Source organism: Ardenticatenales bacterium, from assembly GCA_020634515.1.
GTDB lineage: Bacteria > Chloroflexota > Anaerolineae > Promineifilales > Promineifilaceae > JAGVTM01.
In genome coordinates, this window is record JACKBL010000001.1 from 686,585 (window position 1) to 710,778 (window position 24,194).

The window sequence follows — 24,194 nt, forward strand, 5'->3', positions numbered from 1 at the left end:
GATCAGACAATGTCGGCAAAGGTACGTTCGGTGCGGCGGAAGAAGATGAGGCCGGTGCTAAAAATGAGCAGGGTGATGATGATGGAGACGAAGAAGCGGGTTCCCGGTGGATTTTGTCCCAGGAGCGCCCAGCGAAAGCCTTCGACGACGCCCGTCATGGGGTTGAGGGCAAGGAGGAAACGGAAGCGGGCGGGAATGAGGGTGCTGCCGTAGACGACGGGGGTGGCGTACATCCACAGTTGCAGGAGGAAGGGGATGAGGTGATTGACGTCGCGGTAGCGGACGTTGAGCGCGGCCAGCCAGAGGCCAAATCCCAGGGCGGTGAAGAGGGCGAGAAGGAGAAATGCCGGCAGCCACCATACCGCCGCCGTGGGTCTTACCCCATAAAAAGCCATCAATCCCAGAAAAACGACAAAGGCAATGGCAAAATCCGCCAGCCCGGAAAAAACGCCCGCCAACGGAATAATCAGGCGTGGGAAATACACTTTGGTGATCAGATTGGTGTTGCCCACCAGGCTGGTTGCCGCCCGATTGAGCGAGCCGGCGAAGTAGTTCCACGGCAGCAGCGCCGCGAAGGCAAACAGAGGATACGGCACATCCCCGGAAGGGACGCCCAGCAGCGTGCCAAACAGCAGCGTGAAAACGAGCATGCTCGCCAGCGGTTGTAGCACAATCCACAGGATGCCCAGCAACGTCTGCTTGTACCGCACTTTAACGTCCCGCCAAACGAGGAAGTACAGGAGTTCACGATACTGCCACACGCGATCAAGCTGCAAAGATACCCAGCCGGTGGAAGGTTCTATCACCAGCATGGGGGGCGGGGTGGACGGCGGGGTGGACGGTTGGGCGTCGGCGAAGGATGTTTGGGACATGGAAAACGTTAACCATAAGATTGGTTCATTCTCCAAGAATGAACCAATCTGAAGTGCGCCCTTACCGCATTGCCTCATGCACCCAGGCCAATCGCTGTTCATCACCCAGGTGTTCATACCAGAAAGCGCGTAAGGCCAGTTGCCCCTGCGCTTGATTGATGCCTGCCCATAGGGTTGTGCCGGCATCCACCCCCCCCGTGACAATGATTGCTTCGCCCAATAACTGGCGCGTGGCGTTGTTGCTGGGGGCGGCGGCGTAGGCCGCTTGCAGGTGCGCCAGGGCGCGATCATAGTCGCCCAAAGAGAGTTCGATTTGACCGAGGCGGCGGTTGGCGCTGGCGTTAGCGGGATCGAGCGCCAACGCGCGTTCATAGGCGGCAATCGGCTGGCTCAGGTCCACGGCGCGGCGCACGGCATCTTGCAGCGGCCAGTCCGGCCACTGGTAGACGGTTAGCTCTATCCGGCTCTGGCGCGCGGCGGCGAAATTGCGCCAGGCCAGCGCCCGCGGTTGGCGCTGCCAGGGGAGCAGGGCGAGCAAAGCCAGCAACAGCGCCGCCGCCAACCGGCGGCGGCTTTGTCGCCTCTGGCGTGGTCGCGGGTCCGCCAGGACGAAGGCCAGGGGCGCAAAGAGCAGCAGCAATGCCCGGCTGCCATAAAAAGCGTCATCCACCATCCCATGCGCCAGGATGGTGGTCAGGGAGAGCGCGCCCGCCGCCAGCGTCGCGGGCAGTTGTTCGTCCGCCGCCATCCGCCAGACGGAGATGCCGGCCAGGGCTACCAGCCATCCCAACGCCAACACGCCGAACCCGCCTTGCTCAATCGCCACATCCAGCCACAAATTGTGCGCGTGTATGCTGTGGCCGACGTGGACGAGCAGGCTGTAGCTGGCGTAGAGCAAAGGGAAACTGCCCAATCCCGCGCCCACCAGCGGATAATCCGCCGCCAGAGAGAGGCTGCCCCGGTAAAGGTCGAGGCGGCTGAGGGTGCTGTTCGGGCCGGGGAGCGCGGCCAGCAGGCGACCCCAGGCGGGCGCGCCGAACAGGAGAAACGCCAGGGCCAGGCTGGCGCTGAGGCAAAGGCCGCCCAACATGAGCCAGCGACGGGGGAGTGACCGGCGGCGGCTGACCCAACCGGCCAACTGCCAGCCACCGATCAGGAGCGCGGCTCCGGCTAAAGCCGCCCATGCGCCCCGTGAGGCGGTGAAAAGCAAACCGACCAGGGAGAAAAACAGCAGTCCCGCGCCGCCCGCGCGCCGCCATCCCTGGTTGCTCCACACTGTGGTGGCGGCGAAGGGCAGGCTCATCCCCAGCAGGCCGCCGACGACGTTAGGGTGCAGGGGATGACCGGGAAATGCCGGCATCCATCTCCGCAAAACGCGCCCGACATCAACCAACATCGCTATCTTCGTCGGGTAAGAATCCCAGTCGTTGGTGCAAAGGAAATAGAGGCTGACAACCGCGCCCAATGCGGCCAGCAGCCAGGCAGCCTGGCGCACCAACCCCGCCTGATGCAGGGCGACCAGGGCGGTAAACAGGAGCCAGCCGCCGATAATCAGCCAGAATTTGGCCCAAGCGGTGGCGGGATCGTAGGCAGCCCCAAGGCTGACGGCGGCGGTGAGGGTGAAGGCGAACAGGGGGATGTGGGCCGGGCTGCGCGGCGGCAGGCGGCGGGCGACCGGCCAGGGGGCCAGACCCAGGAGCAGCGGCCACGCGCCCACTTGCGGCCAGTGATACCAGAGGGCGGCGGCGGCAACGGCGGCGACGAGGCTGGCCCAGGCGAGGCGGGGAGATGGGGCCGCATTCCGCGGCGGCGGCGTGGTCACGGCTCTCTCCGTCGGCGCAGGCCACGGAAGAGGACGAACAAGACGAAGAGGCCGGCGGGGATGACGCTGATGATGACGCGCCAAATCAGGTTGTTATTGGCGGTGGGGAGGAGGTTGATGCCGGCATTTTCCTCTTTCGGAAACGGAATCGTCGGCGTCGGCAATGGCACGGTCGGCACAGGGGCCACCGGCGCGGGCGGCGTCGCCGTTGCCGGCACACGCGGCGGCGGCAGAACTACGGGCAGCGACACGCGGCGGCTGGTCACAAAAGACACGCCCATCTCGCCCCCATCCAACAGCGCCAGCAGCGTCCCATTCGGCGACAGCGCCGCGCCCAAAAACGCGGCGGCGGACATCTGCGGGAGTAATAACGACTCCGCGCTCAGCCACTGCCCCCCACGCCACTGCCAGTGTAGCAAACCGGCGTCCGTCCATTGCAGCAGTTCCACCGCTCCCGGCGCGGCAGCGGCGGCAGTCAGTCCGCTCCGCGAGGAAACGCGATGCGCCTCACCCCAGGAAAAGCCGTCCAGGGAAACCTGGTGATAGATCGCCTCGCGCTCGCCATCCCGCGTCTGCCAGAGGCGATGCACTTGCTCCTCTCCACCGACCGGCAGTGCGTACCAGATTGGCGGTGCGTCCGACACCTGTTCCGGCGGGGAAAAGGTGTCGCCCCCGTCATCGGAGCGCGCATAGTAGAGTGCCGTGGGCGTGGCGGACGACAATGCCGGCAAGCTCACCCGCGTCCAGAGTAGATGCAACCCGCCATCCCGCGTCAGCGCCAGGCGCGGCTGCGCGACGCCTTCCCACGCCGCCGCCGCCGCCGCAAAAACGGTGCGCGGCGCCGACCAGGACTGCCCCCCATCCATCGAACGCAGCAAATAGATGCCCCGCGCCTCGTTATAAGGAATGGCATAGGCCACGAATAGGGTATCCCCTTGTGCGGCAATCGTCGGGTCGCCGCCGCCCGCGTGCGGTTGGGGCAGGGTCAGCGGTTCGGACCAGTTGCTGCGCATGGCGGCGGCGGCGGCGCCGGCCTGGCTAAAGGTGAGCGAACCCCCGCCGGCTGCCGTGAGCAGCAGCCGCCCGCGCGCGTCCATCGTGATTGCCGGCGGTCCCGTGTCGCTGCCGGGCAGCGTGAGAACGGAAACGGGTTGGGACCAGTTTGCGCCATCCCAGCGGGCATAATAGATGCTGCCTGCCTGCGACCAGACGCGATGGATAAAGCCGTCGGCGTCAACGGCCAGCGCGGAGGGGGTGTTGCCCGCGGAAGGGGCGGCGGTGAGTGGCTGCCACACCGGAGGCGGCGGGAACCAATCCGCTATGTCGCCGGGGGCGCGCGTGGTCGCCCAGGTGTCCTGGCTGCCGCTGTCGCATCCCACGAGTAGCAGCCGTTCCGCGCCATCCAGCCCCATTTGGATGCAGGCCAGCGCCAGGCGACGATAGGTAGCGGGGTTGATCAGGTCGGCAAGCCCGGTTTGCGCCTGGGGATCGCTCCACTGTTGCCCATTCCAGGCGAGGAGTACGAGTTGTGCCGGCATTTGCGCCCACAACAGCAGCCCCTCCTCTCCTCCCAGAAATTGCGCCGTTTGCGGGCAGCCGGTCAGGGGAACAGAGCCGGTTTGCCAGGTGCGGCCATCGTCATCGGTCCATTGGTGACGCAGACGGCAGGCGTCCTGTCCGTGTTCGGCGGGCCAGAGGAGGTGTGTGGTTGTGCCGGCATTTGCCAAAACAGGACGAGCCGGACCGACCGCGTCGCTGAGGTCCTCCGGCGCGCGCCGGTCAACCAGCGTGGGCGCATCCCACGACGCGCCCCCATCGGCGGAGCGGCTGAGATAGACCCGCTCCAGCGGCGGCACATCCCAGGCCAGCATAACGAGGTCGTCAGCGGCAACGATCTGCAAGGCCGGGGCAGTGGCGCGCAAATAGGGGGATTGATAGCGGACCGTTGGCTCGCTCCAGGTCGCCCCATCGTCAGCGGATTGGCGGTAGAAAATGGACGCAGGGGCGGCGGGGGCGGCCTGACGCGCGGCGTAGGCGAGATGGAGCCGGTCATCCGCGCCAATGGTAGCCGCCAGCGACAGGACACGCTGCGCCAGCGTCTGCGGCGCGGACCAGGCCGCGCTATCGGCAAAAGCGCCGGCGGCCACCTGGTTGACTTGCAATGCCCCTTCCGCCGTCAGCCAGAAGGCGTGGATAACGTTGTCCGGTGTGGATAACAAGATGGGGCGGGCCGTGGCAAAGGGAAAGTCAACGGCCACCGGTGGGGACCAGGTATATGCGCCATTTGTGCCGGCATTTCCCCGTGTGAACATGGGGCCGGCGAGCGTGTCCCGCCAGAGGACATAGGGCACGCCGCGCGCATCCCAAAAGAGCAGCGGATCGGTGGCGGCCCCGGATTGGGAGAGATTTTGCGGCGGCGACCAGTCATGCTCCGGGGCGGCTTGCGCCTGCGCCGCGCGGGCGGGCGCGCCCAGGAGCAGCAGCGCCCCCAGCAGCCAGAGGAGACACCACGCCGCGGCGCGGTACCACCCATGAATGAAACTGAGGTGTCGTCGTAGCCCGATTTGGAAAATCGCCCTACATTTCCAGAGGAGTGAGAATTGCCGGCGGATCATGAGGAGGAGATGGGAAGGCCGCTCTCGGTGGCGGACCAACTCAGGTGCTGCAAACCGACGCTGAGGGCGGTGCGCAGGGTGGAGCGGTCGGAGAGGAGCATTTTTAGGTAGGTGAAGAGGGGGCCGGGGCGGAAGGCCCATTCCCGAAATGCGCGTTTCTGCCAGTAGAGGAGGCGTTCTGCCGGCATTTGCGGATAATCCAACACCGTCCCTCGATCCATGTCCACCTGTTCCCAGCGCGTCCCCGGACGGAACCAATTATTCTCCACCACCTCAAAAAAGAACGGTGTTCCCGGATACGGCGCGGCCACGTGAAAAAGGGCAATATCTAGCGGCAGCTTCTTTGCAAAATCAATCGTCTGGCGGATCGTCTCCTCGGTCTCGCCCGGCAGACCAATAATAAAATACCCCCAGTTCTTAATCCCCGCCTGGCGCGCCCAACGCAGCGCCCGCTCCGCCTTGTCAGGATACGCTCCCTTGCGCGCATGGCGCAAAATCTGTTCATTGCCGCTCTCAATGCCCCAGGAAATCAGCCAGCAGCCCGCCTCGGCCATCAGGCGCAGCATCTCCTCATCCACATAATCGACGCGACTGTTGCACGTCCAGCGGATATTCATCTCCTGTGCGATCATCAACCGGCACAGGCGCATCACCTGTTCACGGCTGACCGTAAACAGGTCGGCGTACATGTGGATATTGTGGATGCCGTGCTGCTGCAATATCCACATTTCCTCCACGATCTTTTCCGGCGACCGCAGGCGCACGCTGTACTGGTAGCTGACGTGCTTGATGCAGTAGGTGCAGCCCGCCGTGCAGCCGCGGCTGGTGACAATGAAGGTGAATGGTCCCTTGATCAGGGGCATTCGATACCGCTGCAAGGGGAGCAGTTCGTGTCGGGGGTGGGGCAGATCGTCCAGGTCGCGGATGAAGGGGCGGGTGAAGTTGACCACGATTTCCGCGCCATCCCGCCACACCAATCCCTTAATGCCGTGCAGGTCCACGCGCCCGTCCGCGTCAATGGCCGGTCGGTAGAGTGGATCGTGGTCGGCGAATATCTTCTGGATGGGTGGCTCGCGTTCGTCGGTCTTCCCTTCCAGGTGGTCCACCAGGTCCCGAATCGTCAGGTCCGGCTCGCCCAGGAGGATAAAATCCAGCGTCGGGTAGGGGCGCATCGTTTCCCGCGGGATGGGGGTGACGTGTGTGCCGAAGGCGATGGTTTTGGCCCCACGCGCCCGTGCCAGGAAACAGCCGTACATGTCGTTTTCCAGGGTGGGCGCGGTGACTTGCGTGACATAGTAGCGGGGCTGGTATTCGTCCAGCAGGCGCGTGAACTCGGGCCAGCCCATGCGTTCGGCGTTGGCGTCAATGACGGCCACACGGTAGGGGGGATCGAGCAGGGCGGCCATTTGCGCCAGCGATACTTGCGGCCAGACCATATTTTCCCGCGTGCGCCGTCCCACGCGGTGCTGCGTCCTTATCCACAGGCCACCATCTGGCGTGGGGGGGTTTACTAACAGGATGTCCACAGCTTTTTCCGCACGAGGGCGTTGTAGCAGACCCTGGCGTACGATGGGGTCGGCGTCGGGGAAGTTGGCCGGGCGCAGCGGGGGCAGGCGCCGCGTGCCGAGGTTCGCTCGGGGAGAAACCGGGTTTCTTGGCATTCGGATTTCGCTGAGGGAGGAGAAACCCGGTTTCTTGGTTGGTTGGGGAGAAACCGGGTTTCTTCAGGTTTTCAGGAGTGATTGTCGCGCAGTTCTTGCAGGACGCGCTGGAGGACCCAACTGATGATGAGCTGCACGCCGACGAGGATGAGCATGGCGCTGGCGAGGAGGTAGAGCCAGAGGCGGGTTATTTCCCAGCCGCGCAGGCTGAGGGCGAGGCTGGCGAGGCCGAGGAGGAGGCCAAGCCCGAGGGTGAGCAGGCCCAGCCAGCTAAAATGGTTTTCCAGGGGGGTGCGGAAGAGGGGTTTGCCAAAGAGTCCCTGGCGCACGGGGCGGCGGTGGAAGAGGGAGACGAGGTAGTTGAAGGTGATGCCGAGGGAGAAGATGCTGAGTCCGGTGATGCCGGCAACGCCCCCCGCAAACAAGGCCGCCACCTCCAGATAAGCCAGGCTGGTGACGCCGCGCACGCGCGCCGCGACCAACCCCAGCGCCGCCAGCAGCCCCAATCCCATCCCCAACAGGCCGATCAAGCCCAATATACGCACCGGATTGTAAGTCAGCACCGTCCAGATGATGGAGCGCAAAAACAGCGACCCGTCACGGACCACGCTCAGCTTGGAACGTCCCACGCGCTCGCTGTAGGGAATGGGCACTTCGGCCATGGGCACGCCCTCGTGGATGGCGCGCGTGCTCATGACGGGGGTGAGGTTGAGGCCGTCGGGTAAGGGGGAGACGCGCTCCAGCACTTCCCGCCTGAAGACACGCATGCCGCTGGCGCTGTCCGTGACGCGCTGCCGCCCCACGAGGGTGAGCAGGTTGGCAAAGAAGAGGTTGCCGAGGCGGCGGGTGAAGGGCATTTGGCTGGCGGCTCCGGCCATGCGTGAGCCAATGACGAGGTCGGCCCCGTTAAGGGCTTTCTGGCACAACTGCGGCAGGTATTCGGGTGGATAGGTTCCGTCGGCGTCGAGGAAGGCGATGAGTTCGCCGCGGGCCAGGCCAAAGCCGGTTTTGAGGGCGGCGCCGTATCCTTTGTTGTGGGGATGGGGGATGAGGTGGAAGTTGTCGAGGGTGTTGGCGAAAATGCCGGCAATCTCCCGCGTCCTATCCCCCGACCCATCATCCACCACCAGCAGCTCCATGCCATCCACACCCACCCGCGCCAGGTCTGCTTGCATCGACAGCACCCGCCGCACAATGGCCGCCAGACCATCCTCTTCATTGTAAGCGGGAATCACCACCGACAACGTCGTCATGCACGCCACCTTTCACCCAACTGATAAGGACTGACGATGAAATACAGTACGGAATTGCATTGTCAGTTTGCCGGAACGGTCTGGAAACAACTTCGTTGTCTTGTTTAATATCCGTTCCTAAGACGAATCTTTGCGCCGGCAGCTACCAAATCTGTTTGTCTGATGCGGCGCGACCATCAATGTGACGAATGACCCGTGCCGGCACGCCCGCCACCACCGTATGCGGCGGCACATCCGCCGTCACCACCGCGCCCGCCGCCACCACCGCCCCGCGCCCCACGCGCACCCCGTCCGTAATGATGGCGCTGGCTCCCAACCAGACATCATCCTCAATGACGATCCCCTGCGCGGTGATACCCTGCTCCACAAATGAGCGATTCGGGTCGTCAAACACGTGATTCACGGCAATGATCTGCGTAAAAGGAGAGGTGTAAACGCGGTCGCCGAGCGAAACGCCCCCCTGGCCGCGAATGACGCTGTACTCCCCCAGCAGGCAATTGCGGCCAATTTTGATGCCGGAGTGGGGCATCTGGCGAAAATTATAGACGTGCAGCACCGCGCCGTGCATCACCAACGTTCCCGCGCCAATCTCAATCCCATTTGGGCAAGCGTGCAGATAAGTCCCCTCATCCAGGTAGACGCCATGCCCCAGGCGGATGAGGCTGGCATAGCGCAGGCGCACGCCGCGCTCAATGGCCGCCCACCCATCCATGCGCAAGATGAGGCGGTACAAAAGTCCCCGAAGGCCAATTCCCGCCAGGGTCGGAATCCACCCGGCCAGCGCCATAACGCTTTGTTCCAGGATGTAGCGAGGAAGGCCGGCGGCCTGGCGGTTAAGGTAAAGGCGCAACACTATTCGGGAGGGGGCCGTCGATTTTGTCGGTCAGCGGGAATGCTCCGCCCTTCCGACACAGAACGGATTTTCTGCAAAACGTGTGCGACATTCGCACGGGTCACGCCAGGGCAAACTGAAACAGCAGCAGAAGCCTGCTCATTCCAGATGACTAAGCCCAAAGGCAGATTGTTTTCATATGCTGAGATGTAGGATTACGACGAAGAAAAGAGACGGCTATGCCGGCAGCAGAAAGGGGTTGTCATACAAACCAAGACGCTCGAAACAGCCTGGCGTGTTACGAAAAGCGTGTTGTTATTTAGAAATCACCTACTGGGGTGAGTACGTCATTATATCAACGGCTGTCGTTTGCAACAATAATGCAATGGTCATACAATGATTACGCAAGAAACACGTGGTGAATTCTCTGTTGCCAGCAAACTTTGACAAGCGCGCGATGTTAGGGCATAACGCTCATGGCTGGCGCGATGGGCGTCAGACCTGCTTCGGAACGGATCAAAGAAGACAACGAAGTTGTTTCTTGACCGTTCCTGCAAACTGACGATGCGATTTCGTACTTTATTTCATCGTCAGTCCTTACAGCAGGAAACACAATGCGTATTGCCATGATCGGCCCGTTTGGGTTTCATCCAAATAAAACCATGCGTGCCCGCGCGCTGAATCTGGCGCGGGCCTTGGTGCGGCGCAATCAGCAGGTAAGCATCTTTATGCCGCCGTGGCATACGCCGCGGGAGGCGGATCGTGTCTGGACGGAGGATGGCGTGGCGATTCGTTACGTACCGTTGCGCGGTGGCGTGGTAGGGATCACGCACCGCCTGGTGCGCGAATGCCTGGCCTGGAAGCCGGACGTGGTGCACTGCTTCAAGCCCAAGGCGTACAGCGGATTGGCGGCCTGGTGGTTGTGGCGGCGGCAGCAGGTACGGTTGGTGGTGGATACGGATGATTGGGAAGGCGCGGGGGGATGGAATGAGATCGCGCCCTATTCCCGTGGGCAAAAATGGTTTTTTGCCCGGCAGGAGCGGTGGGGCATGACGCATTGCCATGCGCTGACGGTGGCCAGCCGCACGCTGCAAAGCCTGGCCTGGGCGCAAGGCGCGCCGCCAACGCGGGTGGTCTATGTCCCCAATGGACCGGGGATAACCGCGCCCACGGGAGATGCCGCGGCCCGCCGCGCGGCATTGGGTTTGGGGCAGCGCCCGACCCTGTTGCTATACAGCCGTCTGTTTGAGTTTGACGGAGAGCGGCTGGTCCAGATATTGCGGCGAGTGCGGGAGTCCGTACCCACATTTGCCCTTTTGATGGTCGGCGCGGGACTGTACGCGGCGGACGCGGCGGCGCTGCGAGCTGGGCTGGCGGACGCCGGGCTGCTGCCACACATCGTGGACGTGGGCTGGCTGGAAGAGCAAGATGTGGCCGCCGCGCTGGCGGTAGCGGATGTGGGCATCTATCTTATGGAAGACACGCTGCTCAATCGCACCAAATGTCCCGTCAAACTGGCTGACATGCTGGCTTGTGGCGTTCCCGTTGTGGGCGAAGCCGTGGGCCAGGTGCCGGAATACGTGGTCCACGGACAGACAGGGTTGCTGCGCCCCAGCGGCGACAGCGATGGCATTGCCGCCGATTTAGTGGAATTGTTGCGGAATCAGGAGCGCCGTCGTCTCCTCGGGCGGATGGCCCAGGCACACATTGAGGCCCATTTCCGCTGGGATCATCTGGCGGCGCGTGTGGAAGAAGCCTACACGGAACAACAGGCCACGACATACGCGGGCGCTTGACGCCGGTTCCTCGCCGGCGGTCAGGCAGAATACCCCCCGCAGCTGTGGGTAGGAAGTTGTTCGCATTGGGTTGTGATTGTGCCGGCACTGACCCGTGTTTGACAACTCGTTTGCTACTACCCCCAGAAGAGTTGTAGTTCTCCAGGAATTAAATGCAATGAGTACGTTATTGAGATTCACGTGGAGTGACGCGCTGAAGACAGGGGTCCCCCTCATCGACGTTCAGCACAAGGAGCTGATCCAGACCTTCAACGACCTGGCGGACGCCATTGAATTAGGTACGGGAAGCAGTGCCATCAAGAAATTGCTTTCCTACCTCAAGTATTATGCCGAATGGCACTTTGAGCGCGAAGAACGATGCGCCGATGCCTGCCGGTGCCCTTTCGCGCAAACCAACAAACGGGCGCACGAACGTTTTGTGGAGATATTCGGTCATCTCTATGACGAATACAGGCAAAGCGATGGCAGCGAAGCGGTCGCGCGCAAGGCGCACGGGCAACTTGCCGAATGGATCATGAACCATGTGCTCAAAATTGACATGGAAATCGGAAAATCGCATCGGCAAATGCAAAGCAAGTCTTCTTCTTCGAAAATTGGGGTGAATGGATAGCGGTCAGTTCGTCGTGCCCGCTTCTGGATGCTGAGAAGACAATCTGGCTGCCCTGAGCAAAACCGCAGGGTTCAGCATGACATGCGCCCCCCCCCGAGACACGAAAATCCCCGTTCTTGAAGCGCGCAAGTGAGCGGCTGGTGGCGGTCAGGGCATCGCCTATTGTGACTTTGGTTTGAGTCTGGTTGGACGGGTTGCCCCGCGCATGGGGATCCCCTGTGCCTGGATGATGCCCGGCCAGAACACGTTTGGAAAAATCAGGATACACTATCGTTATGACGGCCGATATTGAGCAGTTTCACAAGCAGCAGTATCTTAATCTGGAAACTTTTCGCAAAGATGGCAGCGGCGTGAAGACGCCGTTGTGGTTTGTGCGGCAAGATGACGCGCTGTACATGCGCACGCTGGCGACGTCGTGGAAGGTAAAACGCATTCGCCGCCAGTCCGCGGTGCGCATTGTGCCCAGTGACGCCCAGGGCGCGCCCAAAGGGGAATGGGTGGCGGCGACGGCGGAATTGCTGCCGGCAGCGGAAAATGCCTGGGTGAGTGCGGCATTTATCAAAAAGTATGGTCTGCTCAAGCGGCTGATCGACTTGCGCAGCCGCTGGCGGGGTTATAACGAAAGTTCATTTGTGGTTATTGTGGCGCGTTTGGCATGAGGAATTGTGCCGGCACGACACTGCCGAAAAGGGTGTCGCTCCCGGTCGGCTGAATCGGTTTTGCGGGCGTTCGTGGCTGTCCGCAATTAAGTTAGCGGAAATGTGCGGACAGCGGCTATCTACAATAGCGGCTATCTACAATAGCGGCTATCTACAATAGCTGGGCATTAACCGTCCGTGAAAAGTGTGAAGTTGTTTTCGGACGGTTACTTAGGGCAGAGGGAGTTGGATGTGGTCTGTGCCGGCATTTCCCCGCACCCTGACACCCGTTAAAGGATCATAAAGTCCAAACAGCACTGCCGCCGCCGTCGTCCCCTCCGGCGGACGCAACACATGCCGCTGGCGAAAAACATCCCCCACCTCCAGCGTTTGCGGGTCCACCCAGAACCCGTCATCCCCGCTGAGAAAATGTCCGGCGCCATCCACCAACTGCGCGAACACCCACAACCGCGGCCCCGCGTACACGCCCGGCGGCGGCGGATTGCTGATCAGCGGCAGCGGCGGCAAATCTAAGGTACGGGCAACTCGCCAGGTGATCTCCAGCACGCCCGCCGCCGTGTCATAATTGGTGGCCAGGGCGCACAATCCATTCTCAAAGCAAGCCAGCGGCGCGGATGCCGGCAGCGGCGACGACATCACCCGCGCCAACGTAAAGCCGCCCACTTGCGCCAGCGGCGGCCCATACAGCGGCACGAAGGCGTCGGGCACTTCCGGGTAGCCGTGGAAATTGACGGCGGGATCGTCCCCCAGCGCCAGGAAAATGGCGCGCCGGGGGTCATACAGGCGTGGGCGGGCATCGGTGCGGGCGGCGTTCGCCAGGTCCATTTGCAGCGCCAGGCGGCTCCAGGGACCGGCCAGCAGATCGGTGACGCCAAAATCGGTCAGATCGGGATGCGTGGCGGCGTAATCGGCCACGTCGCGCATATTGGCGTGGTAGAGAAAGCGGGTGTTGCCGCGGCTGGCCCAGTCCTCGAAGTAGGCGGGCAGGTCGCGCGTGCCCACGGAGAGGACGAAGGCGATGCCCAACAAGGCGGCCAGCACGCCCGCGCCGCGCCCGCGCCGTCGGGCGAGCCAATCCAGGGGCAGGGCGGCGACGAGAAAGGTGGCGGGCTGGGCGATGATGGTGTGACCAAAGCTGGCGGGGGGGATGCTGATGAAGGCGGGGGAAATGCCGGCAATCCACCACCCCAACAAAAACACATATGGCAGCGCCCCCGCCCGCGCCCCCTTTGCCGCGAAACTCAGTCGCCCCCCCTGCCACAACGCCAACCCCACTCCCAACCAGAGCAGCGCCGCGCCCCCCGGGCCAAACACCGGGCGATGGGGAATGTTATATAACCACTCCGGGTCGCCATCCGCGTCGAACATGCGCAGCGTGGTTGCCGTCTGCCGCCACAGCGGCGCGAAATCCCCCGCGCGCGCCGCCGCCAGTGGCGCAGCCAGCTCCGCCACCCGCCCCTGCGCCTCCGGTTGCTGACGCAGCGTGACCGCCAGGGGCAGCGCCAGCAGCAGCATCAGGCCAAAGGCAAGCGCCAGGCCGCGCCAGTGGGCGCGCAGCAGCGGATGCTGCCACAGCGCCAGGTAGCCGCAAAAGGCCAGCAAAATCAACGGCAAGCCCCGCCCGGCAAAATAGGTGTAGAAACCCAGGCCGGCAAAAAAGGCCGCGCCCGTGAACGCGCCATAACGGCTGAGCCATCGGCGGGGCCATGATCCTGGGGCGGGAATTTGTGCCGGCATTTGCAGCCCTTGCCAGAAGAAAATGAACGCCAGCAGCGCCCACACCGTCACACTAATGTGGCGCAGGCCAATGCGGGAGTAGACCAGCGACCAGAAACTGGCGGCCAGCGCGGCAGCGGCGATCAGGCCCAGGCGGTGGCTAAAAAGGCGACGCCCCAATTGGTAGGTGAGAGGCACGGCCAGCGTACCAAACAGCGCGGACAGCAGACGAAAGCCGAGGGCATTGGCCCCAAACAGGGCGAAAAGAAGCGCGTTCAGGGCGTGATAGAGGAATTCGTGGCCGGAGGCGTCCGGGTAGAAGAGCGCCCACTGTCCATTGAGGACTTTTTGGGAGATGACGAAGACGTTAATCAACTCATCGTCTCGCCAGCCTGGGGGAACGGCGTCCAGCCGCCACACGCGCAGGGCGAAGGCCGCCAGCGTAATCAGCAGCAGGGGCCAGTTGGGGCGGAGTCGGCGAGAGGAATGGGGGAACATGGCGGCGGCGGTGGGCTAGGGTGCGGTGACGACGATGGGCGTGGGCAGCCGCAGGTGGTCGGCGGGGGCGGCGTCATCGGTGAAGATGGTCAGGCGCGGCGGCTGCGCGCACGGCGGCGCGGGACAAACATACGCGCCGATGATGAGCGCGTAGGCGCCGGGAGGCAGATCGGGCGGAACGGTGAAGGTGTGCAATTGGATGAACTGATCGCCCGCGTGCCAGTAGTAGCTGGGGACATCCAGGCGGTCGGCCTGCGCCAGGGGCGGTCCGTCCAGGGTCAGATGGGTGAAGAAAACGAGGCCATCGCGTGATTGACGCGCCTGCCACCAGGTTGCCAGTCGCGCCGTTTCGCCGGCGGCCAGGGCGGGGGTCTGCACCTCGTAGCCGAGGAGGGACGCGGCGTTATCCAGGTCGGCGCGGAATGGTTGAAACTGGTCGCCCCACTGCGCCTGCAAATCGAGCGGGACAACGGTGTAAATCGTCAGGGGGCGGTCCTCGTCGGTGGGGCGCAGCGGCAGCACGACCGGCGGCGCGACGGCGGTAAAATAGCGCGCCAGGTCGGGATGGAGCGGAGCGAAACCGGGGAAGAGGAGGGTGGCCTGCTCCGCCTGGGGCAGCAGGAGGCTGCCGGCTCCGTTGAACCAGCGCAGATCGACGGCGGGGTTGCGCAGGGTCATGAGCGCGGTGGAGGGGCTGTGGAAGCGGTCGGGGGTGGCGGTGGAGATGGCTGCCGCACCGCTGCCATGTTCGTTGAGGTAGTTTATGCCGGCAACGAGCGTACTCTCATACTGCACGCGCACTTCGGGGTTGTTGGCCCAGGTATGGAAGTAGTCGCGCGCGGTTTGCGCGCCCACGGCGGCGAACAGGAGCAGGGCCAGGAGCGGACCGACCCGCCGCCAGACAGTCTCGCGCCTTCCCCTGGCGGATGCTGCCAGCCAATCGTAGGCGGCGATGAGGGGCAGCGCGGGGAAGAGGTAGAGGATGGGCTGCATGGCGATGGCGCGGGTGGTGCTGGCTTCCGGTCCGGTGATGAAGGCGGGAACCATGCCGGCAACCAGCCAGGCAAGGGCGAAAATCAGCGATTCCGCCCGATCCGCCGCGGCGGGGTTGCGTTGCGCCAGCCAGCGCCCAATCTGAATCAGTGCCAGCAGCAGGCCGAGGTAAAAGAGGATGCCCATGCCCCACCCTAGCCACGGTTTGCCGGGAATGTTGTAGCGCCAGAGGGTGTCCCCGGTGAGGGTAAAGAGGCGCAGGCTGGCGCGGAAGTTGTGCCAGAGGGGGGCGAAGTCCCCGGCGGCGGCGGCGTTCAGGGGGCCGCTTAGCTGGGTGAGGCGGGCTTCGGCGGCGGTGGTTTGCAGGTGGTAAAAGAGGGGGGAGCCGATGATGCCGGCAAGGAGGAGGGTGATGGCTGTGCCGCGCCAGCGGTGGGGGAGGGCGTCGCGGCGCAGGAGGGCGGTGAACAGGAGGAGGCCGGGGAAGAGCGCCCAGGTGAGGCGGGCGGGGAGGTAGGTGTAGAAGGTGATGCCGAGGAAGATGCCGGCATAAATGAACCAACGTTTCTGGTGAGGTGGGCGCAGGCCGTTCCAGTAACAGGTGGCGGCGAGGAGGAAAAATGCCGGCATCGTCACCGACCGCAACGCCTGCCGCCCCGTCATCACCCCCCAGAAACTCACCGCCAACCCCGCCGCTGTCAGCAGCGCCAGCCGCCGCTCAAACGCCCGCCGCACCCAGGCATAACTGCCCGCCACCATCAGCAGGCTGTAAAAAACCGCCGTCAGCCGCCCCGCCAGGTAGGTAGGCCCCAAGAAGGCCATCAAAATGGCCGTGCTGTAGTCGAACAGCGGCTCGCGCCCGTAGCCGACCGTGAAGTAGATGGGGCGAATGCCGTTGACCACGCCCCAGGCATCCAGGCCGTGGTCCGCCTCGTCGTGCGTGAAGCCGGGGGGGACGTGGCTGAGGGCGACCAGGCGTAGCGTCGCCGCGACCAGCAGGATGAGCAGCAACCAGCCCCCTACGCGCCATCGTGGGGGAATGTTCCTGGCGAACTTCATGGCCGGTTGGTCTTCCATTGTGGCCACGCCGGGAAAGGAAGCACGTCATTGCTTGCCTTCCAGAAGTGCGACGCTCTTACAAGCGGCATTTTCGCTCCTCGAATTCCTTGTTAACCGTCCGCATACGAGTCACTCTTTTCGTGAACGGTTACTAATAGGCTGTTTGGATAGCGGCTATCCACGTTAGTCGCTATGCGTGATAGTCGGTATCATGGATAGCGGCTATCCACGTTAGTCGCTATGCGTGATAGTCGGTATCATGGATAGCGGCTATCCACGTTAGTCGCTATGCGTGATAGTCGGTATCATGGATAGCCGCGAAAGAATACAGGATTGGTGACTACTAACGCTCTGTGGAGATTGGACCAATTTCGCCAGAGAAAATTGGTCCAATCTGGCTTAGCCGTTACCAGGATTGACCGATTTTGTATTTTACCTCTGCCTGGTGATGCCGGCATTGCTTTCTAAGGAACGGAAATTAAATCAGAGGACGAAGTTGTTTCCTTACCGTTCCCTCAAACTGACGATGCCATTCCGTACTTGATTTCAGCGTCAATCCTAAGGATGTAACGACGAATCCTCTTGTGGGCTGAGCTTGTCGAAGCGCATGTTGCTCCCGACAGGTTCGTGCATTGATGTTCAGGGTGGGGCGGAACGCTCAAAATTTGTCATGTTCTGTGGGATAGGGTAGCATGGCGTTGGTCATTTTGACCGGATTTTACTCATGATGTGTACGGATTTGGAAATGCCGGCATTCTTCCCTCCCCCTACTCCCCATCTCACCCTTCCGCCCGATGCGCCCCGCTCCACCTGGCGACGGCGACTTTCCCGCCGATTCATCGCTCGCTGCCGCCGTATTGCCCTGGCCGCGTTGGGCATCGTCCTGCTTGCCTCCTGTCGTCAGTCCAACGACAACAACATCGTGGTTACCGAAGTGTTGCAGGTAGAAGGGGGCACGCGCGTCGTTACTCGCCTGGTCGAGCGCACCGTCGAGGTCCCCATTACGACCGTCCCCCTGCCGGTGAGCGCCGAATCAGAGCCGGTGGCCCTGGACATCAGCTTCCAGAGCGGCGAACTCCCCCGACTGGACCCACAGCGCACCATTGACGCCGAAGCGCTGGACCTGGTGGAGAACCTGTTCATTGGCCTGACGCGCCAGAATCAAGAGAATGCGCGTATTGAACCCGCGTTGGCAACCAACTGGGAGGTGAGCGCCGATGGGCGCACCTGGACCTTCCATCTGCGCGATGATCTCTACTGGGTGCGGCCCGTGACCGGGGGGCAGGTGGCGCGCGTACGCCCGGTGACGGCGGCGGATGTGGTGTATGCCTTCCGCCGCGCCTGCGACAGCCGCACAGACACGCCTTATGTTTTCATTCTGTACATCATGGAAGGCTGCGAGGCTGTCAACCGTGCCCCCAACCCGTCCGCCGTTGACTTTTCGTTGCTGGCCGTCGCCGCGCCGGACAGGCGGACGGTCGTTGTGCATCTGACGCGCCCGGCTAATCATTTTCTGGCCTTGACCAGTTTGTGGGTATTGCGCCCGCTGCCGGCGGAAATCATTGAGGAATATGGCGAGGATTGGGATTTGCCGGCAAACATCCTCACCAATGGCCCCTTTCTCATCAGCCCCACCTCCACCAAAGGGATACAGACCATCCTGCTGCGTAACCCATTCTGGCCGTTGCTTTTTCGCGGCAACGTGGACGTGGTGAACATCTACCACGTAGACACGAAAGCGGCTTATGAATTATGGCGAGAGAAGGCGTTGGATTTGGCCCCTGTGCCGGCATCCGCGCGCGCAAACGTCATGGCGGAAATCCCCCCCCGCTTCGATGTCATCTCCGAGCAGCAGGTTTTTTACCTTGCCTATAACTTCGACAGTCCCGTCTTTGGTTTGCCGGAAATGCGACGCGCCTTTGGGGCAGCTATTGACCGCGTCCGCCTCGTTGAGGAAGTCTACGGCGGCGAAGGCGCGCCCATGCGCCACTTCGCGCCGGAAGGCATCGTTGGTTCCCTGCGCCGCGACGAAGTAGGCACGGGCTACAATGGCGACTACGCCCGCCAGCAGTTGGCTGCCAGCCCCTTTCGCGACTGCCGCCTGATGCCGCCCATCCGCTATATGGTCAGCGCCTCCGACATTGATTTGCAGCAGGCGGAGTTGATCCGCCAGATGTGGGCGGACGAGTTGAAATGTCCCCAAGAGCTGATCCAGATTGAACAAGTGCAGTTTGGCACGCTGCTGGCGCAAACGCGCCCCGATGCCGGCACGGAACGCCCCGATGTGTGGAGCCTGGGTTGGGCATCCTACTATCCCGACGCGCAAAACTGGTTTGGCGACGTGCTGCACTGCACCGAGAGCGAGAATCGGCAGCGGCGGTCTTGCGGCGAAGTGGACGACCTGATTATGGCTGCCGAGCAGAGTGCCTCGCAAGATGATCGTTGGGGTCTCTACCGCGACATCGAGCGTGCATTATTCGCGCAGGATGGCATCGAACCGTTGACGCCGCTGTATGCACGGGCGCGACTGGTGATGCAACAATCCTGGCTGCAATATGCGCCGGCCTATTTCGGCGGCGAACAGTACGACACCTATCTCGTTGATTGGGCTAGTAAACAGTTGGAACGGACTCAGTAACCGTATGACGGAAATGACATTGCTGGCCGTGGAGGCGGAAGGGCTGGGGCTGTCTCTGACGGAAGCGCAGTTAACCCAGTTTGCGCTGTACCAGACGCTGCTGCTGGACTGGAACGAGCGCATCAATCTGACGGCGATCAAGACGCCCCCGGAAATTCAGATACGCCATTTTCTGGACAGCCTCACCTGCGCCCTGGTCATGGGCAACCTGGAGGAGCGGCGATTGATTGACGTGGGCACGGGGGCGGGTTTCCCTGGATTGCCGCTGAAAATCCTTTTCCCTACGATGCGGTTGACGTTGGTGGACAGCGTGGCGAAGAAGACGCGCTTTCTGGCTGCTGTCGTGGAGGCGCTGGGATTGACGGATGTGACGATTCTGGCGGAGCGGGCGGAGACGCTGGGCCAGCATTCGGCGCACCGGGAACGGTATGATTGGGCGGCGGCGCGTAGCGTGGCGGAGTTGCGCGTGCTGGCGGAATATTTGCTGCCACTGTGCCGCGTGGGGGGAGCGATGCTGGCGCAAAAGGGGGAGAGCGCGGCGGCGGAAGCGGCCAGCGCGGCGGGCGCGTTGGCGGTGTTGGGTGGTGGTGCGGTGCAGTTGACGCCGGTGCAGCTACCGCAACGGGTGTTGCCGCGGCAGTACCTGCCGCATTATCTGGTGGTGGTTCCGAAGGAGCGGCCTACGCCAGTTATGTATCCACGTCGGGTGGGAATGCCGGCAAAAAAACCGCTCTAGCAGATTGTTGGAAAAGAAACCGCCGGCAGAGACGTATGGTCCAAGAGACCTTTCCAGAAGCTCAATCTCAGACCCCAGGCGTCTCATTCCACGAGAGCGTGAGCAGTTGCAATCCGGCCCGGTTTGGCGCCCTATTTTCGGGTATCAGGCAGAGAGCCTTTCACAAAATAGACCAAAGTACTAGCGGATAGAATGTCATAATGCATCGTTCGTGCTAAATTTCGTCAGCTTTATACGATGTAGCGTATTTTTGATCGCTACTTGTAGTTGGCTCAAAACGACATCATATTTTGCGCGGACAGTTACTTAGGTTAGCTGGAGAGGTAACTACTAACGCTCTCTGGAGACGGGACCAATTTCCCGCGCTCAATTCCATTTTCAGCAGAGAAAATTGGTCCAATCTGGTTTAGCAGTCTGCTAGAGAGAAATATAAAATGTGACTATTGAGTTCACTGAAAAAACCGGGTTTTTCGATGGTCCGGCTGAAATTACCAGAGTGGTTCATGTGTAAAAACCCGGTTTTGGGCCTTTTTTCAGTAGAGTCAACTATTCACGTCTCCGAGAGATTTGTAGACATCAATAAGATTCAACCAGAGCAAATTGGTCCAATCTGGGCAGATGACCTGTATAGTCACTATAAAATTACGTTGTCAGATTGAAGGAGCGATCAATGTCCGTTCCTTATCGGGGAAAATAGTAGCCAGGGGTGGAAGTAGCTATGTCCAATCATCACGATCAATGAGAATTGCTAATACCAGTCTCTCTTCAAGCGTGTTTTCCTGGCTGATGGGTTCATCTGCATCCTGGTTTCACGGGGAAGAACTCTCCGCGGCAATGATACCGTCGGCGCATCCGTATTTAAGATGGCAAATAACGGATGCGCTGGGAGGGTTCTTACATGGCGGATAGTCCAAAGTTAATTTTGCATGAACCGTAACGACTAACGCTCTCTGGAGACGGAGATTGGTCCAATCTGGTTTAGCCGTTACCACGAACCCTAAGGAAAATCTTGTGAAAAGCGTGGAATTCTCGCAAACGGTATGCAAGGGATATTTGCGTATCGTGGACACGGACGCCAGCGTGGATTTATCCGTCAAGGCCGGCATTGCCCTGGATGAAACGGGTTCTTTGCGATCACGCGACCTTGCTCCCAATTCAGCTATTGTCCAGGCCCTCTGGGAACGTAACATTTTCTCGTGCTCATCGGACATTGAGCGTATGGGGATGGAATTGTTGGCATTGGGGAAGCGTGTTCGCAACAGGAATCTGGCGTTAACATCATTCATTATGCAGCAATCCGAATATGTTCGGATCACAACAGCGGAGCGGCAAGTGGATGACACACGCATATGGAGCATGGGCCGTAGCGTCCTAACATCGCCCAATGGGCAAACATTTTACCGCGATGTGTGGATTGACTCGTCCGAAGATGTACTCGCTGAGTTTGCTTCCAACACTGACGCCATGCTGGCGGAACTCGGCGATGTAAACATCACGACCTCTCCATCCCTCACTATACCTGGAACCGTGATATTTCCTCCGGGAACGGGTGGCTATTTTATCCATGAAGTATTTGGGCATATGTTGGAAGGCGATCTGGTTAGCCAGGGCGTTTCCGTTTTTGGCAAGCATATCCATCTGGGCGACCGAATTGGTCCTGATTTCCTGAATGTGGCTGATGATCCGGCCGGATTTTCAGAACATATCGGACTTGCCGCCGTGGATGATGAAGGCGAACCGTTGAACCGTATTCCGCTTGTGTCCGCGGGAACCTTGAGCGGATACATTTGCGACCGGGAAACCGCGGCTTTGTTGGGAGATGGTGTTGGCGCCGGATGCGCAAGGCGACAATCTTATAAGCATAAGGCTGTTCCCAGAATGCGTTCCACCTTTGTGTCGCCGACCGGAACAGGGAATGATCTCAACCAGATAATCGCGGACACGGAAAGCGGTTTCCTGGTGTCACAACTCATAGCGGGCAACGTCAACCCCATGACGGGCGATTTCATGCTCATATGTGGTAATGGATACGTCATCGTTGATGGACAAATAACAACCCCGGTACGTGGCGTCACACTATACGGCAATGCGCTTACCGCGATGAGAACAATTGACACGATTGGTAGCGATTTTAAGATGATACCCTTGCAATGCGCGAAAGCAGGTCAGATCCTTCCGGTTTGCGCCGGTTCTCCTACTATCAGAGTACATGATCTTATAGCCACAAGGAATATCTAATGGAGGACAGGTTCCTGGAAGACATTGTGAGCAATTGTCTGCGGATGGGTTGTTCCGAAGCAGAGGCGTCGGTTAGAACCGGGGTTTCGGCAAGAGTTGGTCCAGAACAGACAATTCGCATTAAAGAGCAGGTTTCTCATACGCATTTGAGCGTGCGTGTCCTGCGGGATGGGAAACTGGGGTCAGCGAGTGGTTCCGCACTCAACAGTACGTCAGCAGAGGTGCTGTCTGAAATGGCTGTTCGCTCGGCCCTGTCGAACCCCGTTCTCCATTATCCCCCGCAAATATGCACCGACAATGCGCTGCCGGAAAAAGGCAACTCGATCACAAAGGAAGCATTGCCTCTCGATACCTGGATTGACTGGATCGAAAACGAAGCTTTACTGATTGGGCAGACCTTTGATTGCCAACTTCATTCCTTGTTGTTTGGATATGAAGCCTGGGGCGTAACTTTCTTCAATTCCAAGGGAATAATCGGGCGGTATCAGGCAGACCGGTCAATGGTTACGGGTTTGACCCAACCGGACCCTCGTTATTCAAGGCAACCCACTTTTCTGATGTGTCATGGCGTCATGCCGGGCACAAATCTGGTGAATATCCTGGCGGAAGACCATTTTACCGCCCGCCTATGGTGTAGTACAGCCAGGTCCGTTGAAAACTTAAAGGGGCGCGTTCGCTTTTCCCCCATCGCTGCCGCACAACTGTTATCGCTGATGGCGCAAGCATTCAATGGGCAAAACATTCTGCATCGGCGTTCTTTCTTGCGCCAGGAGCAGTTCAATAAACAGGTAGGAAATCCTGCTCTTTCCATCGTGGACGACCCTGTCGCGCCGGGAAGCGCCGCCCAAATTCCGTTTGATGCTGAAGGTGTTCTCGCTAAACGGAAATACTTGATCAAGAAGGGTGTTTTCGTGAATGCCCTGTGTGATACGAGTACCTGGGCGGTTATTGGTTTTGGTAGCCCTGGCAATGCGCACCTGGTTCCCCCCAACTTTGAAACGAGAATCACGCCCAGCAATCTGATGATAGAGCCTTCTGGTCAGGATGCAGAGGAGGATTATGCGCATTATGTGGAATACCTGGGGGGGCAAAGTCTGATCGACATGGGAACAGGGATATTAAGTGGTGTGGCAACGGGTTACAGCGTCACTGCATCCAAGAAGATCCCCATGATGTTTCGACTGGGGCTAGACGTTGATGCTATTTTTGCCGGCATGAAACCTACCTCCACGCCCGAATGGGTTGGTTCGGTGTGCGTACCTGCCTTGGACTTCATAATCAAATGAACAGCAATTTGATGAGCGAGTGCGTGATTAATTTCGAAAACGTCATGTTTTCGTACAACGAAAAAGAAAACGCGGTTGACGACTTAACGATGTGTATCCACCGTGGACAATCGCTGGCAATTCTGGGTCACAATGGCGCTGGAAAAACGACGACTTTGCGGTTGATTCTGGGGCTGTTGCATCCGCAACAAGGCCGTATCCTGGTCAATGGTCTTGCTCCCGATTCCCCGTTGATACCACGCGGCATGATAGCCTATATGCCGGAGACAGGCGGGATATATGATAGATTGACCGGGTTTCAAAACCTGGTATTTCGGGCACGCGCCGCGAATGTTGATCCAACTGACATTCATGCCAGATCCACATTCTGGCTGGAAAAGCTGGGACTTCTGCAAAGAGGCGATGAAAAGGTGGGTTACTGGTCAAAGGGACTGAAGCAACGGCTCTCGCTGGCCTGTGCCTTGATTTGCAACCCACGGCTCCTGCTCCTGGATGAACCCACTAATGGGCTTGATCCGGAGAGTCTTTCTATCGTCATGAAGGTGCTGCAAGAGACCAATGCTCAGGAAACAACGCTCCTCATTTGCAGCCATGACCTGAATGCCGTTCAGCAAGTGTGTAACCAGATGATCATTATTCAGTACGGCAGACTCCTACACATGAGTTCCATAGAGGACGCTACTCCTGAATTGCTGCGCGAGAAGTATCTGGAATTGACAACGACAAGGTAACTAGGGGTTCGCTCGGAATTAACTTGGGACTTTCCAATACATAGGACCCTTCACGTGCACTCTTTCATGCGACGTGGAGGCGGGAAGCGCCATGATCAATTGATGTGTTTGCGTGGTACAAGCATTCTTCCGGCACATCCCTCGATTCCAATCTTATGATCGGATGTGTCTTTCGGAGC

General features: G+C 60.5%; 16 protein-coding genes. 8 read left to right on the forward strand and 8 right to left on the reverse strand.

Annotated features, from left to right (window positions below; all coding sequences use genetic code 11):
* Positions 1-2: 2 nt before the first annotated feature.
* From H6650_02540 to H6650_02565, 6 genes are all read right to left on the reverse strand, one after another.
* Positions 3-872 (reverse strand): ABC transporter permease, encoded by an 870-nt coding sequence (locus tag H6650_02540; protein MCB8950872.1) that lies wholly within the window; start codon positions 870-872, stop codon positions 3-5.
* A gap of 61 nt (positions 873-933) precedes the next feature.
* Positions 934-2,694: an O-antigen ligase family protein gene (locus H6650_02545; protein MCB8950873.1), complete on the reverse strand. Its 1,761-nt coding sequence runs from the start codon at positions 2,692-2,694 to the stop codon at positions 934-936.
* Entirely contained in the window at positions 2,691-5,348 is a 2,658-nt protein-coding gene (locus H6650_02550) for an exo-alpha-sialidase (GenBank protein MCB8950874.1), read from the reverse strand. The genes H6650_02545 and H6650_02550 overlap by 4 nt, the downstream gene beginning before the upstream one ends.
* A complete protein-coding gene (locus H6650_02555) occupies positions 5,306-6,970 on the reverse strand; it encodes a radical SAM protein (GenBank protein ID MCB8950875.1) in 1,665 nt (554 codons plus the stop codon). The genes H6650_02550 and H6650_02555 overlap by 43 nt, the downstream gene beginning before the upstream one ends.
* Before the next feature lie 71 nt (positions 6,971-7,041).
* Complete coding sequence (locus H6650_02560; protein ID MCB8950876.1) at positions 7,042-8,223, reverse strand: glycosyltransferase family 2 protein; 1,182 nt, start codon at positions 8,221-8,223, stop codon at positions 7,042-7,044.
* A 142-nt stretch (positions 8,224-8,365) separates the two neighbouring features.
* The gene (locus H6650_02565; GenBank protein MCB8950877.1) at positions 8,366-9,010 is read right to left on the reverse strand and encodes an acyltransferase; all 645 of its coding nucleotides are present in this window, start codon (positions 9,008-9,010) and stop codon (positions 8,366-8,368) included.
* A 659-nt stretch (positions 9,011-9,669) separates the two neighbouring features.
* Here H6650_02565 and H6650_02570 point away from each other — a divergent pair.
* The 3 genes from H6650_02570 (at position 9,670) to H6650_02580 (ending at position 12,120) form a co-directional block, all read left to right on the forward strand.
* Positions 9,670-10,851, forward strand: a complete 1,182-nt coding sequence (locus tag H6650_02570; protein ID MCB8950878.1) for a glycosyltransferase family 4 protein — start codon at positions 9,670-9,672, stop codon at positions 10,849-10,851.
* Positions 10,852-11,008: 157 nt separating this feature from the next.
* A complete protein-coding gene (locus H6650_02575) occupies positions 11,009-11,461 on the forward strand; it encodes a hemerythrin family protein (GenBank protein ID MCB8950879.1) in 453 nt (150 codons plus the stop codon).
* Positions 11,462-11,736: 275 nt separating this feature from the next.
* Positions 11,737-12,120, forward strand: coding sequence for a PPOX class F420-dependent oxidoreductase (locus H6650_02580; protein ID MCB8950880.1), 384 nt, complete (start codon positions 11,737-11,739; stop codon positions 12,118-12,120).
* A gap of 210 nt (positions 12,121-12,330) precedes the next feature.
* Here H6650_02580 and H6650_02585 read toward each other — a convergent pair whose 3' ends face one another.
* Together H6650_02585 and H6650_02590 are read right to left on the reverse strand one after the other, a co-directional pair.
* Complete coding sequence (locus H6650_02585; protein MCB8950881.1) at positions 12,331-14,334, reverse strand: glycosyltransferase family 39 protein; 2,004 nt, start codon at positions 14,332-14,334, stop codon at positions 12,331-12,333.
* A gap of 15 nt (positions 14,335-14,349) precedes the next feature.
* Complete coding sequence (locus H6650_02590; protein ID MCB8950882.1) at positions 14,350-16,404, reverse strand: glycosyltransferase family 39 protein; 2,055 nt, start codon at positions 16,402-16,404, stop codon at positions 14,350-14,352.
* Between the two features lie 706 nt (positions 16,405-17,110).
* Here H6650_02590 and H6650_02595 point away from each other — a divergent pair.
* The 5 genes from H6650_02595 (at position 17,111) to H6650_02615 (ending at position 24,015) form a co-directional block, all read left to right on the forward strand.
* The gene (locus H6650_02595; protein ID MCB8950883.1) at positions 17,111-19,024 is read left to right on the forward strand and encodes a peptide ABC transporter substrate-binding protein; all 1,914 of its coding nucleotides are present in this window, start codon (positions 17,111-17,113) and stop codon (positions 19,022-19,024) included.
* A 13-nt stretch (positions 19,025-19,037) separates the two neighbouring features.
* Entirely contained in the window at positions 19,038-19,760 is a 723-nt protein-coding gene (rsmG, locus tag H6650_02600) for a 16S rRNA (guanine(527)-N(7))-methyltransferase RsmG (protein ID MCB8950884.1), read from the forward strand.
* 1,011 nt (positions 19,761-20,771) lie between these two features.
* Positions 20,772-21,998, forward strand: a complete 1,227-nt coding sequence (locus H6650_02605) for a TldD/PmbA family protein (GenBank protein MCB8950885.1) — start codon at positions 20,772-20,774, stop codon at positions 21,996-21,998.
* Positions 21,998-23,284 carry a hypothetical protein gene (locus H6650_02610; GenBank protein MCB8950886.1) on the forward strand — a complete coding sequence of 429 codons (1,287 nt, stop codon included), beginning with the start codon at positions 21,998-22,000 and terminating at the stop codon, positions 23,282-23,284. Before H6650_02605 ends, H6650_02610 begins: the two co-directional genes overlap by 1 nt.
* Positions 23,281-24,015 carry an ABC transporter ATP-binding protein gene (locus H6650_02615; protein MCB8950887.1) on the forward strand — a complete coding sequence of 245 codons (735 nt, stop codon included), beginning with the start codon at positions 23,281-23,283 and terminating at the stop codon, positions 24,013-24,015. The genes H6650_02610 and H6650_02615 overlap by 4 nt, the downstream gene beginning before the upstream one ends.
* Positions 24,016-24,194: the final 179 nt, after the last annotated feature.